The sequence below is a fragment of the Sphingomonas sp. PP-F2F-A104-K0414 genome, assembly GCF_004340945.1.
Taxonomy (GTDB): domain Bacteria; phylum Pseudomonadota; class Alphaproteobacteria; order Sphingomonadales; family Sphingomonadaceae; genus Sphingomonas.
This window is the reverse complement of sequence record NZ_SLYD01000001.1, coordinates 401118-418240: the sequence shown is the minus strand read 5'-3', so window position 1 is coordinate 418240 and position 17123 is coordinate 401118. Positions and strand designations below refer to the sequence as shown.

General features: G+C 64.6%; 13 protein-coding genes. 5 read left to right on the top strand and 8 right to left on the bottom strand.

Going from position 1 to position 17123, the window contains the following annotated elements:
• Position 1: 1 nt before the first annotated feature.
• The 3 genes from C8J46_RS01735 to C8J46_RS01725 form a co-directional block, all read right to left on the bottom strand.
• Positions 2-1384, bottom strand: coding sequence for an MFS transporter (locus C8J46_RS01735; protein WP_132734477.1), 1383 nt, complete (start codon positions 1382-1384; stop codon positions 2-4).
• 347 nt (positions 1385-1731) lie between these two features.
• A complete protein-coding gene (locus C8J46_RS01730) occupies positions 1732-2946 on the bottom strand; it encodes a CmpA/NrtA family ABC transporter substrate-binding protein (protein ID WP_132734475.1) in 1215 nt (404 codons plus the stop codon).
• Positions 2946-3524 (bottom strand): ANTAR domain-containing protein, encoded by a 579-nt coding sequence (locus C8J46_RS01725; protein ID WP_060525221.1) that lies wholly within the window; start codon positions 3522-3524, stop codon positions 2946-2948. The genes C8J46_RS01730 and C8J46_RS01725 overlap by 1 nt, the downstream gene beginning before the upstream one ends.
• 336 nt (positions 3525-3860) lie before the next feature.
• Here C8J46_RS01725 and C8J46_RS01720 point away from each other — a divergent pair, with 336 nt between their 5' ends.
• The 3 genes from C8J46_RS01720 to epsC are packed head-to-tail and all read left to right on the top strand — an operon-like array spanning position 3861 to position 6548.
• Positions 3861-4754, top strand: a complete 894-nt coding sequence (locus C8J46_RS01720; RefSeq protein WP_132734473.1) for a fatty acid desaturase — start codon at positions 3861-3863, stop codon at positions 4752-4754.
• Positions 4751-5575, top strand: a complete 825-nt coding sequence (locus tag C8J46_RS01715; RefSeq protein WP_132734471.1) for a PhnD/SsuA/transferrin family substrate-binding protein — start codon at positions 4751-4753, stop codon at positions 5573-5575. The genes C8J46_RS01720 and C8J46_RS01715 overlap by 4 nt, the downstream gene beginning before the upstream one ends.
• A 19-nt stretch (positions 5576-5594) precedes the next feature.
• Positions 5595-6548, top strand: coding sequence for a serine O-acetyltransferase EpsC (gene epsC / locus C8J46_RS01710; protein ID WP_132734469.1), 954 nt, complete (start codon positions 5595-5597; stop codon positions 6546-6548).
• A gap of 308 nt (positions 6549-6856) precedes the next feature.
• Here epsC and C8J46_RS01705 read toward each other — a convergent pair whose 3' ends face one another.
• From C8J46_RS01705 to C8J46_RS01680, 5 genes are all read right to left on the bottom strand, one after another.
• Complete coding sequence (locus C8J46_RS01705; protein ID WP_132734467.1) at positions 6857-8371, bottom strand: tryptophan halogenase family protein; 1515 nt, start codon at positions 8369-8371, stop codon at positions 6857-6859.
• Positions 8372-8380: 9 nt separating this feature from the next.
• Positions 8381-9412 (bottom strand): cupin-like domain-containing protein, encoded by a 1032-nt coding sequence (locus C8J46_RS01700; protein ID WP_243643170.1) that lies wholly within the window; start codon positions 9410-9412, stop codon positions 8381-8383.
• 5 nt (positions 9413-9417) lie between these two features.
• Complete coding sequence (locus C8J46_RS01695) at positions 9418-10230, bottom strand: SapC family protein (protein WP_243643169.1); 813 nt, start codon at positions 10228-10230, stop codon at positions 9418-9420.
• A gap of 37 nt (positions 10231-10267) precedes the next feature.
• Complete coding sequence (locus tag C8J46_RS01690) at positions 10268-13480, bottom strand: TonB-dependent receptor (protein WP_207894057.1); 3213 nt, start codon at positions 13478-13480, stop codon at positions 10268-10270.
• 947 nt (positions 13481-14427) lie between these two features.
• A complete protein-coding gene (locus tag C8J46_RS01680) occupies positions 14428-15870 on the bottom strand; it encodes a PLP-dependent aminotransferase family protein (RefSeq protein ID WP_347812365.1) in 1443 nt (480 codons plus the stop codon).
• A gap of 58 nt (positions 15871-15928) precedes the next feature.
• Here C8J46_RS01680 and C8J46_RS01675 point away from each other — a divergent pair, with 58 nt between their 5' ends.
• Positions 15929-16267: a UrcA family protein gene (locus C8J46_RS01675; protein WP_132734463.1), complete on the top strand. Its 339-nt coding sequence runs from the start codon at positions 15929-15931 to the stop codon at positions 16265-16267.
• Positions 16264-17112, top strand: coding sequence for a PhzF family phenazine biosynthesis protein (locus C8J46_RS01670; protein ID WP_132734461.1), 849 nt, complete (start codon positions 16264-16266; stop codon positions 17110-17112). Before C8J46_RS01675 ends, C8J46_RS01670 begins: the two co-directional genes overlap by 4 nt.
• The last annotated feature ends 11 nt before the right edge of the window (positions 17113-17123 follow it).

The following is a 17123-nucleotide window of genomic DNA, read 5'->3' as shown; positions in this document are numbered from 1 at the left end:
GTCACGCGGGGAGCGCGCCGTTGACCGAGCGGTCGCTGGTGCGGCGTGCGTCGAGCGCGGCGTTGAGCAGCGCGCGCTCGTTCGATTTGTGCGTGGCGGAGAAGCGGACGGCGAGCGCGCAGACCGCGGTGCCCGCAACGACGTAGCCGAGCACGATGAGGCATTGCTGCGGGGTGGCCGACGCCTTGTTGAGGAACCCCGCCGCGACCGCGCCGATGTTGCCGCCCGCGCCGATCAGCCCGGCGACACCGCCCAGCGCCTTGCGGTCGATGAACGGCACCAGCGCATAGGTCGCGCCGCACGCCATGTGCGTGAACAGCCCGAACATCGTCATCGCCAGGATCGCGAGTGTGACGCTACCGGCATGACCGAACAGCACCAGCCCGACGCCTTCGCCGAGCATCAGCGCGAACAACAGCAGCGCGCGGCCATCGAGGCCTTTGCTGAGCGCGATCCGGTCGCTCGCGATCCCGCCGAGCGCACGGGCGAACAGCGCAAGCCCGCCGAAGATCCCTGCTGCCAGCCCCGCATTGGTCAGCGAAAGCCCGAACCGATCGACGTAATAACTTGCGGCAATATTATGAATGAAGATCTCCACCCCGAAACACGCGCCATAGGTCGCGGCGAGCATCCAGGTCCGGTAATTGGCGGCGGCGCGGCGGAAGATCGCCATGCCGGTCGCCTTGCCGCCGTCCAGTTCGATGCCCGCCGCGCGGAGGTCGACGATATCGCCCTGCGGCGTGTCCTGCGTGTAACGCGCATAGACGAACGCCATCGCGACCATCGCGACGCCCGGCACGAACATCGCCGCGCGCCAGCCGAAGGCGTGCTCGACGCCTAGACCGACGAGCGCCGCGACGACCAGCGGCATCAGGCTCTGCGCCGCGCCGCCGCCGGCATTGCCCCAGCCGCCGACGGTCGCGTTGGCGGTGCCGACGACGTTGGGCGCGAACATCACGCTCGTATGATATTGCGTGATGACGAACGACGCGCCGATCGCGCCGATCGCGAGGCGGAAGAACAGGAACGTCTCGTAGGTCTGCGCGAACGCCAGCCCGAACACCGGGATCGCACCGATCAGCAGCAGCCACGTATAGGTGCGCCGGGGGCCGAACCGGTCGCAGAGCGGTCCGACCACCAGCCGCACCAGGATCGTCACGGCGACCGCGGCAATGTTGATGTTGGCGATCTGGTCCTTGCTGAGGCCGAATTCGGCCTTGATCAGCGGCATCAACGGCGCGGCGGCGAACCACGCGAAGAAGCATACGAAGAACGCCAGCCACGTGACGTGGAACGCGCGCATCTGCGGCGTGGCGGCACTGAACAGGTCGATCCTGGTAGCCTTCGGCGCGGTGATGTCGATTCCCGGTGATGCGAACAACATGGTCGGTCCCCCATCTGCGATGGACAAAGAAAAAGCCGCCCCGACGGCGACCTTGCGGACGCATCGGAGCGGCTTCGTTGCCTATGGACGATCGGTCGATCGTCCTACGCGGTCAGGTCCCGTCGTTGGAACCGGTCTCGCGATGATTTCGTGTCCGACTCCTTTGCCGAACGGTGTGAAGATGACCGAAGCGGCCCCATCGCGCAAGCGTCATTTCGCAGATGCAGCAGATTTGGGTTGAACGGCATCGCCACTACCCAAACGCAGATTGTTTCCCCGCGAAGGCGGGGACCCAGACTGGGCTCCCGCCTTCGCGGGAGAACAAGGAGGTGCAGGGCCGCTTGCCGTCAGGGCAGCCCCGCCAGATAACCTTCGATATCCTCCGGATCGAACGCGCGCCGATCGAAGAACGCATCGCGTCCGAGGATCAACCGCCCCTGCGTAGACCCCGCACCGATGCTGTCCGCGCCAATCGCCCCCTCCAGTTTCGAGCTCGCATTGGGCAACGGCGCGCCCGACCCGGCCAGCGCCGCGCGGTAAATGTCCGGACGGAACACGCCTTGCGCGACATTTGCCTCCTCGGCCGAGAACGGCGTGCCGTCCCACCGCACCATCTGCGAATACAGCCACGCCGCCTGACTCCGCCACGGGAAGTTCGCCGCCTCGCGGTACTGGAACATGAAGTCGGGAACGTGGATCGGCACGGCGTCCTTCACCAGCCGCACCCGGTCGCCGATCGCGCGGGCCACCGCATCAACCGGCGCATCGAGATAGTCCGCGCGAGAAAGTATCGCCGCATTCTCTTCAAGCGTGGCGGGATCTACAAACTGCGCAGCCGCAGCATGCAGCGCGCGGATCAGCCGGTGGACGACGTCGCCGCGCTCGACCAGCGTAGTCTCGCGCATCGCCAGCACCTTCTCGACCCCGCGCCGCCAGACCTGTGCGGTGACCAAGGCAATCCGCCCGACGCCGCGATCGACCGCGACGCCGTTCCAAGGTTCGCCGACACAGATGCCGTCGACTTCGCCGGCCGCCAGCGCATCCGCCGCGAAGGTCGGGCTGGTCGTTACGATCTCGACATCGGTATCCGGGCGGATGCCGACCGCAGCGAGCCAGTAGCGCAGCATGTAGTTATGGCTCGAATAGCGATGCACCACACCGAACCGCAACCGCCGCCCCGCCGCAGCGCGCGCCACCGCGACCGTCTTGAGCCGCGCACCGAGCACGACCGGATCGCCAAGCGCGTCCCCCTCCATCACCTGCGCCGCGAGCGGCAGCGACAACGTGATCGCGTTGCCGTTGAGCCCCAGCACGAACGGCACCGCCATCGGCACCGCTGGCCGCCCACGCCCCAGCGCCGTCGCGATCGCCAGCGGCGCGACCATGTGCGCGGCGTCGGTATGCCCGTACAGCAGCCGATCGCGCACCGTCGCCCAGGTCATGTCGCGGACCAGCTCGATCTCCAGTCCCTCGGCCTCCGCGAACCCACGTTCGCGCGCGAGGATCGGCAGCGCCGCATCGACCAGCGGCAGGAAACCAATGCGGACCCGGTCGAGCGCCATCACAAATCTCCCATGAGCGCATCGCTGGTGATGATCGCATCGGCGATCTCGGCGATCCGGCGGTTGGATCGCATCGCCTGCGCGCGGAGCAGGCCGTACGCGGTCGGCTCGTCGATACCCCGGCGTTTCATCAGGATCGCCTTGGCGCGGTCGACCGTCGTCCGATCGGCCAGCGCGCTGCGCGCTTCGTGCAACTCCGCCTGCAACCGCGCAAACGCCTGGAACCGCCGGATCGCAAGGTCGATAACCGGCTTGATCCGCTGCTTGGCCAACCCGTCGACGATATACGCCGACACCCCTGCGTCGACCGCCGCGGCGGTAGACTCTGCGTCGCTCTGGTCGACGAACATCGCGATCGGCCGCGCCAGCGCGCGCGACACCGCGAAAAACTCCTCGAGCACGTCGCGACTGGGATTTTCGAGGTTGATCAGCACCACCTCGGGCGCGGCCTTCTCGAGCGCCGCGACCATCCCCAACGTCCCGTCGATCACGACGATATCATCGAGCCCCGCTTCGCGTAGGCCATCAGAGATGATCGCCGCTCGCGTGGTGCTCGTGTCGATGATCGCGATCCGCATGCCATCGTCTTATGCAGTACCGTTTCCGATGGCGAGGGCGCATCGGTCCAGGTCAGCCGATGCCAAGCGGCATTTCACTACCTATTCGATGACGACCATCGACCCTCCCGTCGGCAAGCCCGCTGCGACCAGTCCGGATTCAGCGAAATGAACCGCTCCCGATCGCGGCGACCATTACCCTATCCGGTCACGAGTATGGGCCATGCCTGTTCCAAAAGCCGTGACGGTCCGGCCGGCCTCGCCGAGCACACAAGCAGAATTTTCTCATTCTAAAGCGCAATCGACTGTCAAATCCTACCAGCCCGATAGATATTCGATTTCCAACTGGAGGTGGCGATGCAGCGAGATGATCTCAGCGAAGCGGTACAGTGGCGGACGGTGCTCGTCGCAGCCGCAATATACAGCAGTTGGTTTGTCGTAACGGCGTTTCATGCCGTCCTTCCGTGGCCCTTGCTCATCCTTGTCGGCGGCTGGTTGCTTGCCTGGCATGGATCGTTGCAGCACGAGACGATTCATGGGCACCCGACGCGCAATCGCTCGATCAACGACGCGATCGGCTCTGTGCCCTTGTCGCTCTGGCTACCCTATCGGCTCTACCGTCGCAGCCACCGCGCCCATCACGCGGCCGAGGTCATCACCGATCCCCAGCATGATCCCGAGTCCCGGTATCGTAGCGCGACCGGTGGTATGGGAGCAGTATGTGGTCGGCTGCAATCGACGCTGCTCGGGCAGATGGTCTTCGGCCCGCCGATCCTAATTCTGCGTTTTCTTGCCGGGGAAGGGCGCCGTGCGATCCATCAACCGGTGCAGGTGGTTCGCGACTGGCTACCGCATCTCGCGGCGCTCATCGCAGTGCTCTGGTGGCTGGATCATGTCGGGCTGAGCGTGATCCGGTATGTCTTGACCTTCGTCTATCCCGGCATGGCATTGACCATGCTGCGGTCTTATGCCGAACACCGAGCAGATCTTGGCAGTCCCGGTCGAGCGGCCAGCGTGGAGGAGGGCGGCCTTTTGGCGCTGCTATTTCTCAACAATAATCTGCATGCGGCGCATCATGAGCGCCCGGCGCTCGCCTGGCATGACTTGCCGGCCTATCATCAAATCCACCGAGCACGGTTTGCCGCACACGGCGCCCCGATCTACCGGGGATATGGCGAGATCGTGCGACGGTTCGCGTTCCATCCGCATGACGACATGATCCATCCATCGCACCGGATACCGTTATCGTGACCCATCGGATTGCTTCGCTGGGCATGTACGATCACCCGGCACAAAGGAACGCCAACGATCAGCTCTGGACCGCGATCGCGCGCCTGCTTCGCGAGCGGGGCGTGGAGGACGTGCCGCCCCACCTCGATCGGACGCAAGGCGTGCAGGCGACCTGGCGCGACCCTCGGCTTTTATTGGCGCAGGCCTGCGGCTATCCGCTGGCCGTAGATACGACGCTGGCACTCCGTGGGGTCGCCCTTCCGGTCTACGATGCGCCGGGCTGCGTCGGCGCGACGCACACCAGCATCCTTGTCGCGCGCGCAAATGATGAGCGGGCGTCGATCGAGGCGTTTCGCGGCACCCGCGCGGCGATCAATGATGCGCACTCCAATACCGGCATGAATCTGTTTCGGGCGACGCTGGCGCCGATCGTGGGGTATTCATCGGCTACCGGCGGCTTTTTCCAAACCGTGATCGCGACGGGATCGCACCGCGGCAGCATCGTCGCGGTCGGTGCGGGGGATGCTGACATCGCCGCGATCGACTGCGTCACCTACGCGGCAATCGCCCGGTTCGAGCCCGAACTGATTGCGCGGCTGCGGATCCTCATGGGCAGTCCGGTGTCGCCCACGTTGCCGTTCGTGACCGCCGCCTCGACCAGCGCCGCCACGGTCGCCGCGCTCGAATTCGCTCTTAGGCACGTGATGCTCGACCCGGAACTGGCCGCCGTACGGGCATGCCTGTTCCTGGCGGACACCGCGCCGGCCGACGACGCCATCTCGGCACCGATAATGAGGCTCCAGTCAAATGCCGCACGCGCCGGATACCCGGACCTGCGCTGAGCCCAACAAGGATTTGATCATGTCGTTGACCGCACCGGATGCATCACCCGATCTCGCATCCACACTCGAAGAATTGCGCGCCGCCAGGACGACGTGGCGACTGGACGCCATTGGTGGGCACAATGTCGCGCGGTTTCCGTCGCGGGACGAGACCGTGCGCGTGATCGATGACTTGGTTGCAGCGCTTTTCCCTGGGCGGCTTGGCGCGTTTGCGGGGCCGGAAAGCATGGAGGATGCGTTCGTGGAGACGCATTTGCGACGCGCGTTGTCGGGACTGCAGCGACAGATCGAGAACGAGTTCGACTATTGGCAAGGCGAGGCGCTTCTCGCGTTCGACGTCAGTCAGGCCGCAATGATCGTCGGGCTTTTCGCTGCCGAACTGGGGCCGATCCGCGAACTGGTCGACGACGATGTCCGCGCGGCGTTTCTCGGCGATCCGGCGGCCCGCAGCGCGGACGAGATTCTGATCTGCTATCCTGGAATCGTCGCGATACTGTATCACCGGATCGCCCACGCGCTCTACGGTCTGGGAGCGCCGATCGTGGCCCGGATCATCTCCGAACTCGCCAACAACCGCACCGGTATCGACATTCATCCCGGCGCGACGATCGGGCGCAGCTTCTTTATCGACCACGGCACCGGTGTCGTCATCGGCGAAACCGCGATCGTCGGCGACCGCGTGCAGATCTACCAGCACGTCACGCTGGGGGCCCGCAGCCCGCTCGGCGTGACCGATGTCTCGGCGCGCGAGCGGCTGGCGCGGCATCCGATCGTCGAGGACGACGTGGTGATCTACGCGGGTGCGACGATCCTCGGCCGGGTAACGATCGGTCGGGGCGCGACGATCGGCGGCAATGTCTGGTTGCTGGAGGACGTGCCCGCGGGCAGCGTCGTCGCCCAGCCAACGGCGACGATCCTGGCAGGCGATGCCGCGGGGCATCTGCACGAAGCGCTGAGAGGTCGCTCAGGATAGGGCAGGTCCAAGCCCGCTAGAGGTGAGGGCTTGCCGGGTGCTTAGATGCCGCCTTATCCGATCCGGTATCGTCCGCCCCGATTGCCCGCTTTTACGTCTAGTGCTCACCCCCATCATGCTGTCGATCTGGGCTTAGCGTCCTCCTTCACAAGCGTATGACGAAGGGGGCGTATCTGGCGCTGTTCTGGTCGAATATGGCGTGGACGGCGATCAAGCTCGCATGTGTTGCGCCCCGTCTTGCGCTGCAGATCGCAAGGCTCACCGCTCGGGAGAAGGATAGGGTGCTCGACCGCATCGTTCCGAGCGGTTCAGTTCATCGATCGGATCCCGGACCCGGCCGCGATCGGTGGCGCGAGGTAGCGATCCAGGAACTGCTGGTGCGTCGGCATGCCAGAGACCATGCCGGCGATGTCGCTGCGGATCTTGGTCAATACGCTGGCGAGCTGTGGGCCACCCATGATGCTGCCCAGGCGATGGTGGTCGTGTGGAACGAGATGCTGGCCGAGCATCACCTGCACCCAGCTGGCGACGCGGAACAGGTCCTCACCGCCCTGATACGCCTGCGCGCCTTCGGCGAACAGCGCGATACGTTCGATCAGTGTGTCGGGGATCGGCATGTCTCTGCGCGCTGCCCAGAACGGCTCGGGACGATTGTTGAGGTGATAATGGAGGATGATGAAGTCGCGTACGTGCTCCAGCTCGGCCTGCGCCTGATCGTTGAACCGCGTCACCACCGCGGGGGCGATACCGCCGAACGGAAAGCTTTTCATCAACCGCAGGACGCCGGTCATGATCAGGTGGATGCTGGTCGATTCGAGCGGCTCGACGAACCCGCTGGCAAGGCTGAGCGCGACGCAATTGCCCTTCCATACCTGCCGCCGGCGACCGGTGCGGAAGCGGATCAGCCGCGGCTCGGTCAGCGGCGCGCTGCCGATCGCGCCGAGCAGACGGGCATGCGCCTCGTCGTCGGACAGATGCTCGCTGGCATAGACCAACCCGTTGCCGACGCGGTGCTGCAACGGAATGCGCCAGCGCCAGCCCGCGTCATGCGCGATCGCACGTGTGTAAGGATGCGCCGGACCCCTCGAAGCGGTCTGCACGGCCAGGGCGCTGTTGGTCGGCAGCCAATGCGACCAGTCCTCGTAACCGGCGGCGTAGGTGCCTTCAATCAGCAGCCCGCGAAAGCCGGTGCAGTCGATAAACAGGTCGCCGTCGACGCGCTCGCCGGAGTCGAGGACGAGCGCGCTGATAAAGCCGGTTTCGCCGTCGCGATCGACGCTGGCGATCCGTCCCTCGATCCGTTTCAGCCCGTTCGCCTCGCTGCGTGCGCGCAGGAACCGGGCGTAAAGGCCTGCATCGAGGTGATAGGCGTAGTTGATCTCGCCTTCGGACGGCAATGCGAACCGCTCCGCCTTGGCCGCCTGAAGCTCGAGGCAATAGTCGCCGATCTCGCTCGGATCGCCGGCGGCTTTGGCGGCAAGCCAGAAATGGTGGAAGTCGCCCATCCAGGTCGATTTGCCGAGGTCGCCGAACGAATGGATGTACCGATCGCCGTCATGTGCCCAGTTTTCGAACGCAATGCCGAGCTTGAACGTGGCCTGCGTCGCACGCATGAACTCGCGCTCGTCCAGCCCCAGGATCGCATGGAATGAGCGCATCGTCGGGATCGTCGCTTCGCCGACGCCGATGGTGCCGATCTCCTCGGATTCGACCAGCGTGATGTCGAGCAGCTGCCCCAATTGCCGCGACAAGGCGGCGGCGGTGAGCCAGCCCGCGGTGCCACCGCCGGCGATGACCACTTTCCTGACGCGCTGCTCGACCATGATCGGCTCCTATCGGTTGATGCGCTGGAGAATTTTGGCGCGCAAACGCCGCGCCGACAGCGCATCCAGCGGTGCAAGCTCGCCGTGCGCATGGTCGGGCAGGTGCGCTCTAGCCTGATCGGCAGGGCCAAAGACATAATAGTCGAACATCGCGCGCCACGCCCGCTTCTCGTGATCGGGCCGGTCGCGCAGCGACAGCAGCCCGTGGAGCAGCGTGTTCATCGGCGTATCCATGAACCGCGGCACCGCGTTCCACCAATAGTTAATCATCACGTTGAACGCGTCGAGCGCCTCGACATTGTGCCACCACAACGCCGGATAGAGCAGCACATCACCCGGCTCGAGTTCGGCAACCTCGGCATGCGCCAGCGCCTCGGAAAAGCGCGGGTAGCGGTCGAGATCGGGTGCGCGGAGGTCGACCATGCTGACGACCTGTCCGGCCGGCGTCGGCTCGAGCGGCCCGGGATAGAGGTTGGCGACCTGATCCGGCGGGAACAGCGTGAAGCGCCGTCGGCCGACAAGGCAGCAAGCCAGATTGTTCGACATGTCGTAATGCGTCGAGGCGACCGTCTGATTGCCGATCCAGATGCTGACGAGCGGCGGGTTCTCGACGAGTTGCGGATCGCCGAACGGCAACGCCGCCTGCGCACGAAGGCCGGGCAGATACAGATCGATGTCGGTCGAACCGATATAGATGGCGGGCGCATCCGGATCGTCGAGGCTGGCGAGGATCTGATCGAGATAGCCGGACAGCGAACCGCTCTCCCGCTTGAAGTTCAGCGCCGTGCAATCGTCCGAATAGCCGAACCGGCCGCCGATCGCCGGATCGCCGAGATACGCGGTGACCGGACGCCCGCCATCGAACTGCTTGAGCCACGTCATCGCCGGCTCTGCACCCTCGAGCCCGATCGCGACCAGCGGCAGGTCGCGCGCGATCCCGCGCAGGATCACCGGAAGGCCCTCGGCGATCAGATCGGCGATGGGCACGCCGGCCGCGTTCGCCCCCTTGATCACTCGCGTACGGCGTGTGATACCGGCCACCGCGCTCATCCGATCTGGCTCAGCAGCGGTTGCTTGCGGGCAATCAACTGCTGGATGTTGCCGAGCGATGCCGCGGCGAGGATGGCGAGGCGCAGCACACCCGATCGATGCAGCCGCTCAAGCGGTTCCCCGGTCAGCGCAGCGAGGTGCTCGACGTCCACGACCAGCACATCGGGAATGGTATAGCGGCGCTCTTCGCTGACATCGACGGTCAGCGTCACCGGCGTGAGGAGGCCCGCCTCGTCGAGCGCGGCATAGGCGGCCGGCGCGGTTTCGATTCCCTGGTACAGCAGCCGCAGCACGCCGGTGACATGATCGAGATACTGTGTGTTGCCACCATGTTCGAGGAACAGCGGCAGGCCTGCACTATCGCCGACCCGCGTATCGTCGAGATCGATGTGCAGCATCGGCTCGCCCACTTCGTCCCCGGATGATCGGACCATCCCGATCGAAAAGGGTCCGCGCTGGTGACTGGCTGGGACATAGCGGCTCGTCCAATAGTCGCCGGCGAGAAACAGATTCTCGTCGCGGTCCAGTCCCAACAAAGCGTAGGCCTGCAACCCTTCGTCGCGGCGACGGAATATGATCGCGAATTCGCGCTGTGCCTCTTCGAACTCGGCCGGGAATATCAGTGCCTGATTGGCGGCGTCGCCAAACGCACTACCTGCTCTCGGGCTGACGCGCAGATTGGCATGGTCGATATTATTGATCTGTACGGGGTTCATCCGCTCCGGTCCTGTTGTTGGATCAGGTCTATCAGCGCGATGGCGGCCAACAAAAGAAAAAGGCCGCCGCACGACGTCGCGGCGGCCTTTCATCGTGCCGGGAGTGGACCGCGATCCACGCCCGCTTTCGTCAGAAACGGTAGCGCGCGCCGAGATAAAAGCGCGGTTTGAGCTCCTGCACATAGACCAGGTTCGTCTCGGTGCGGGCATATTGACGGAACGGCTCGCTCGTCAGATTGACCGCTTCGAGCGACACCGAGATATTCTGCGTCACGTCGTAGCTCAGGCTCGCGTCCAGGGTGCCGAACGCCGCGGTGAAGAGCGGGTTGCGGTTGGTACCCTGGTTGGTAGCGGCGAGGTATTTATCGCGCCAATTATACGACACGCGGGCCGAAATTCCGTTCTTGTCGTAGATGGCGGTCAAGTTTGCGCTGTCGCCCAAGCCGCTCAGTGCGAAGATGTTCACGTTCGGATCGGCATAGGGGTCGACATTCACATCGCCGTTGACCTTGGTATACGAGGCCGCGAACCCAAAGCCGGTTTGGCCAAAGAAGTTGGTCCAGGCGACTTCGAAGCCGTGAATGTCCGCCTCGCGATTGTTGATCGGCTCGCTGATCGCAAAATTGACCAGCGGATCGTTGACGTCGCCGACAAGGTTAACGTCGAGTGCAAGTTGGTTGTAGAATGCACCGTTGAGTTTACCCGTTGCCGGATCGAGCGCGCCCTGGAAGGCCGCGGTTGCTGCTGCCTGGTTACCGGCATTCTTCTGCAGCAACGCGGTGTAGGCGAACAGATTTTCGTCGGTCTGGGCGATCCCGTTAGTCCGCAGATAGTCCAGCGCTGTCCCCGAGCGTGATCCCGCCGCCCCCGAACCCGGATCGCGCAACCCGAACAGATTGCCACTCGTCACCTGGTTACCGACGAAGTTTCGCACGTTCTTCTTGAAGAAGCCGACCGACACGAAGCTTGTTGGCTTGTAGTACCATTCGACCGACACGTCGAAATTGTCCGAAATCAGCGGCAACAGCGCTGGGTTCTGGCGTGAGGCCGGTGCTGCTCCTGCTCCCAGCGCGGTCGGGCGGTTGGGGGCGTTTGCGGTGACCGAGGCGAAGAGATTGCCGTAGTCGGCTCGCGCAAGCGTCCGGCTGAACGACGTACGCGCGACCACATTGTCGAGCACTTCGATGTTGAAGTCGAGCGACGGCAGCAGGTTGTTATACTTCGCCTTGACGTTGACAGCGCCACCGGTCGCTCCGCCGAGGATGGCGAAGTCGTTGTCCGATTGCCATTCCAGCGCCGTCGGGATCGACTGGATAGCTAGCGAGTCGACCCGGGTCTGCTCGTAGCGAACGCCGATCAGCGCGTTCGCGCGACGGCCGCCAATGTCGCCGGCCCATTTCATCTGACCATAGACCGCCCAGGTCTTCTCGCCGACGGTATCATCCGTGGCGCCCTGCAACACCCGGCCACGCCCCGGGACATTCGCATAATAGGGTGAGAAGACGTTCAACAGGTCGACCGCATTACCGCGGAACGCAACCAGCGCCGATCCGGTCGACGCCGGGTCGAACTTGTCGAATTTGCAGGTCAGGCAATAGGTGCTGACGAGGTCGCCGGCGAGCTGGCTGACCAGACCGGTGTCGGTGATGCCCCAGTCACCCAGCAGCTGCTGCGTGTTGGAACTGGCCGAGCGGGTCTTCGCATCCACATAATTGCCACCCAACACGAAGCGGCTCTCGTTGCCGAGATCCCAGCCCAATTCCCCGTTGAACTGATTGACCCGCGACTGCTGTTCGGAGAAGATTTCGCGCGCGATCTGCGTGCCGACATCCCCGATATCCAGGATGTTGTTGCAGTTACCACCGCGGCCGCCGTTGGTGGCGTTGCAGTCGTTCAGCGTTTCCGACTGTTGCGGGAAGCCGTTGGTGAAGTCGACCTTATGCGTTGCGCGGACCGGGGCGCCGATCGAGATCGTCGTTGCCGACGTGCCGTTCGCATTGTCCGGATCGGTCGTCGATTTCGAATGGTTCGCGTCGAGCTTAAGCGACAGGACGTCCGTGAAGTTCCATTTCACGTTGCCGCCAAACGAGTATAGCTCGGTCTTCGTTGCAAACCGCTGCTGCTCGTAGCCCTTGTCCGCCTGTTTCGATTCAGCCAGGATTACCGCAGTCTGCATCTGCTTGTTGTCGTCGAACGTGACTTCGGTGAAGGGACGCTGGAACCAGTTGGTCTGCTCGCTCCGCTCGTCGCTCAGCTTGTTCCGGGCATAGAGACCATCGATCGTGATCTCTAGCCGGTCGGTCGGCTTGAACTGGATGTTGGCCTGCCCGTTGAGCCGCTCACGACGGTTTTCCGAGAACTGGTACCGGCTGTCGTTCGGGATCTGTACATAGGCGGTGGTCGGCGTGTTCGTGATCTTCGTCGCCGCATCGGTGTAAACACCGTTGCGCGCCATGAAATCGGCGAGCGGTACGATGTTCCAATAGTTCGGATTGGACTGGACCGAGGTCGATTCACGCAGCTGGTAACTGCCGAAGAGGTTGACGCCGAAGGTTTCGCTCGGGTTCTTCCAGTTGATCAGTCCGGACAGTTCCGGAGTGACCTTTTTGAGATTGGCCTCCGCGTTCTCGACCGAGCTGTCATACAAGGCCTTGGCGCCGATTGAGCCCGAGAAGCCGTCCTCGCGGGAGTCGAGCGGCCGGCGCGTGACGACGTTGATGGCCGCGCCGATGCCGCCTGACGGGATGTTGGCCCGGCCGGTCTTGTAGACTTCCAGCGTTGCGACGCCTTCCGACGCCAGGTTCTGGAAGTCGAAGGAACGGCCGGTGCCGACCGCGAAGGCGTTGCCGGTGCTCGTATCGATGCTCGTCGACGCCAGCTGGCGGCCGTTCAATGTCACGAGGTTGAAGCCACCGCTGAACCCGCGCACTGCGACCTGGGAACCTTCGCCATTGGCGCGGGTGATCGACACGCCGGTGATCCGCTGAAGCGACTCAGCCAGGTTGGTGTCGGGAAACTTGCCGATATCCTCGGCCGAGATGGCGTCGACGACACCCGCGGACGTGCGCTTGATGTCGATCGCGCGGTTGAGACTGGCGCGGATACCGGTAACGACGATGTCTTCGGTCGTGCCTTCACCAAGCGTGTCGGCCGCGGGGGTCGCGCTGGGCGCCGTCTGCGCGCTGGGGGTTTGAACCGTTTGGCCGGTAGGAGCGGGGGCCGTCTGCGCTGCACCCGCCTGCGCGGGACCTGTCTGCGCGCTGCCCGTGTTGGAGGCTGCCAACCCGGCCACGACGGCGATGGTAGATACCGAATGCGCCAACGCGCGCGGAAATTTGATCATAGTCCCTCCCCTAATTCCGGCCGCCCTGATCAGGCCAGAGTGCACACGGTCGTTGCCGCTTATGATAGGGCTACCATTCAGAGAGATCGTGTCAACGGCGGGAACGTCGTAATTTAGATCCAAAACGACGAGGAACGGTGGAGCATCTCGTTCCGTTACAGGGGTTTGCGGAACGGCGACTGCTGATTACGCCCGAATCCGACGCGAAGCAGTTTTGCTTTTCTTATCAGTATTTCCGCTTTGTGACATAATTGGCACTGTTTCCAGCGGGCAATCACAGCAAATGGCCAATACAGTATTCGATAATCGGTAATATAGATCAACTATCGTGAGACGAGACTGTTGGTCCTCCTGCAAGAAAGGCTGCGAATGCCTGGATCTAGGTCTGATTGACGAAAATCGCACCTGTCCTGACCATCGCCATCCTTGTGCGTACGCTAAAATCTGTGTGCGCAAGCGTGCCGGGAGGGGCCTCTATGATAGCGATATCTCGGGCAGGGCCTGTACCACGCACGGATGACGCGGACCCAGACGTGCCGATGGGGCATCGCTAGCGATGGTCTTGGCTGGCGATCCGGTCACACCCTGATCGTCGGAGCGGATCAGCAAAACGCTTTCGCAAGACCTTGCTGGATTCACATAGCGCGGCGGGACGAGAAACCATGCTGCCGGCCCCCCGCGTATCGAGCCCATACCCGCCGACCAGTCCGCCGCCCGCGATCGCGCCATTCCAGGCAGTGACGATCATCGATTGCGCAACGTCCGCGGCCGAGCCTGCAGCGTGCGTAGAGGCAGTCTGAACAGCGTGAGCGCGCCGCCAAGGAACGTTCCCGCGGGTACGCGGAGCTAAAAGGCGAGCGGCGTGCCGTCACGTCGCGCCCAAGGTGCACGTATTCGTCGATCACATCGCGGCAACCTGTTCCGGCGCTGATCACGCTAGGCTGTCCTCAACCCACCGACCGGCAGGCGCCACCCAGAAACGCGAACAGCGCCTCGTCGTCGCACATCGCCACGTTGAACCGCAAATAGTCGCTCCACGCCCCGCTCGTGCTGAACACGTTGCCGGGCGCGAGCACGATGCCTTCTGCCAGCGCCGCGCGGGCGAGCGTGACCGCGTCCATGCCATCCGGGAGCCGCGCCCATAGGAAGATGCCGGCGTCGGGCTCGATCCACGGTTCGATCCCGACCGCGCGCAGTCGCTTCACCGTCCGCGCCATCGCGCGCGCCAGCCGGGCGCGGAGGGTCTCGACATGCCGGCGATAGCTGCCGTCGGTCAGTACGCCGTGGAGCAGATCGGCCGACAGCGGATTGCCCGACATCGACGTCGCGATCCGCAGGTCGGCAAGCGCCTCGACCCAGTCCGGTCGCGCGGCGATATGCCCGCAGCGGATGGCGGCGGACACAGATTTGGAGAAGCTGCCGATCCGGATCACGCGGTCGAGACCGTCGAACGCGGCCAGCCGGGGTGCGATCGCATGTTCGAAATCGGCGAAGATATCATCCTCGACAATCACCAGATCATGCGCGTCGGCAAGCTTCAGCAGCTTGTGCGCGGTCGTGGCGGTCAGCGTCACGCCGGTCGGGTTATGGACCGCGGAGTTGGTCAGGTAGAAGCGCGGGCGATGCTCGGCGAGTGCGGCGGCGAACGCCGCCACGTCCGGCCCGGTCGGCGTCATCGCCACGCCGACGACCTTGACGCGGTGCGCGCGCAGCAACGCGAGGAAGTTAAAATAGCAAGGATCGTCGACCAGCACGGTGTCGCCGGGTTCGAGCAGGAAGCGGCAGACGAGGTCGAGCGCATGCGTGCTGCTGTCGGTCAGCAGGATCTGGTCGGGCGCGGCATCGACGCCCTGTCCGGCGAGCCGTCGGGCGAGCAGCGCGCGCAACGGCAACGATCCCTGCGGCGAGGCATAACCGGTCAGCGCGCGATCGCGGGTGTCACGCGCGGCGGCCCGCAGCCCCTTGCGGATCGCATCGCCGGCCAGCCACTCGTCCGGCAGCCAGCCACAGCCAGGCTTGATGCGCTTGCCACCATCGGCGAGCGACTGGCGCAGCATCCACAGCGGATCGACTTCGCGCTCGACCGCACCACCCAATCGGTCAAGCGCTAGCGGGGCGAGCGGCGAGGCGACGTAGAAGCCCGATCCCGGCCGCGACCGGATCGTGCCGTCGGCGGCGAGACGATCATACGCCTCGACCACGGTGGATTTGGAAAACCCGATCGTCTCCGCCATCGCGCGCACCGACGGTAGCCGCGCGCCGGGTGTCAGCGTCCGCCGCTCGATCCGATCGCGGATGACGTGCATGACCTGTCCGGTCCGCGTCTCGAGCATGTTCGTCGCCATCGTACCGCTCTCTTGACCAATACAGTTCGCCTCGATCGTACGCATCCGTCCCTGTCCTGGCCAGCCGTAAATCGGCATCGGTGCGCCTGCACAGGAGGTTCTCATGACGACCAAAACTCTCGCCGCCTTAATGCTAGCCACGCTGTCCGCGCCAAGCATCGCGCGAGAAATGCGTATCGGCCCCGAGCGGTATGCCATCACGGTGCCGCGCGCGGACCTGTCATCGCCCACGCTGGCCTTGGCACGCCGTGCGCTGCGCCGGATCGATCGCGCGGCGACCGCGGCGTGCGGCGGGGCGGGCGGGAGCCTGCGCATAGTCACCAAGGCGGTCCAGGCTTCCGCCTGCTGGCGCGAGGCGGTCGGCGATACGGTCCGCCGGATCGACGCACCGCTCCTGACTCGAGCCTGGCAAGACCGCCGCCAACCGGAGACTCGCTCATGACCAAGTCCTTCAAGCTGGTCGACGTGTTCGGCACCGCGCCGTTCACCGGCAATCCGCTCGCGGTCGTCGCCGACGCGGAGGGTCTTTCGACCGACGACATGCAGCGCATCACGCGCTGGCTCAATTTGTCGGAAACCACGTTCCTGTTACCTACAACCGACCCCCTCGCCGACTACCGCGTCCGCATCTTCACGCTCGCGCGCGAACTGCCGTTCGCCGGGCATCCGACGCTCGGGACGTGCCATGCGTGGCTAGAGGCGGGGGGCACGCCGAAACGCGCGGGCTTGATCGTGCAGGAATGCGGCGTCGGTCTCGTCGAGGTCCGCCACGACAACAACCGGCTCGCGTTCGCCGCACCGCCGTTAATCCGCAGCGGCATGCCGACCGAAGTGGAAATCTTGGAAGTGGCCGACCTGCTGCGGATCGACCGCGCCGCGATCGTCGATGCGCACTGGGTCGATAACGGTCCTGGCTGGATCGCGGTGATGCTCGCCACCGCGGCGGACGTGCTGGCGGTCGAACCTGCGCGCCATCATTCCCGGCGCATCGACATTGGGATCGTCGGCCCGCACCCGGCTGGCAGCGAAGCCGCGTTCGAGATCCGCACGATCTTTAGCGACGCGCACGGCGCGCTGATCGAGGACCCGGTCTGCGGCAGCCTCAACGCCTCGGTCGGCCAATGGCTGTTCGCCAGCGGCCGTGCGCACGATCGCTATGTCGCCGCGCAGGGCTCGTGCATCGGTCGCGACGGACGCATCGACGTCGTACAGGATGGGAACGGACAGGTATGGGTCGGCGGTCGGACGACGACGATGTTCGACGGGCAAGCCCGACGCGAGTGCTAGTATTGAAACAC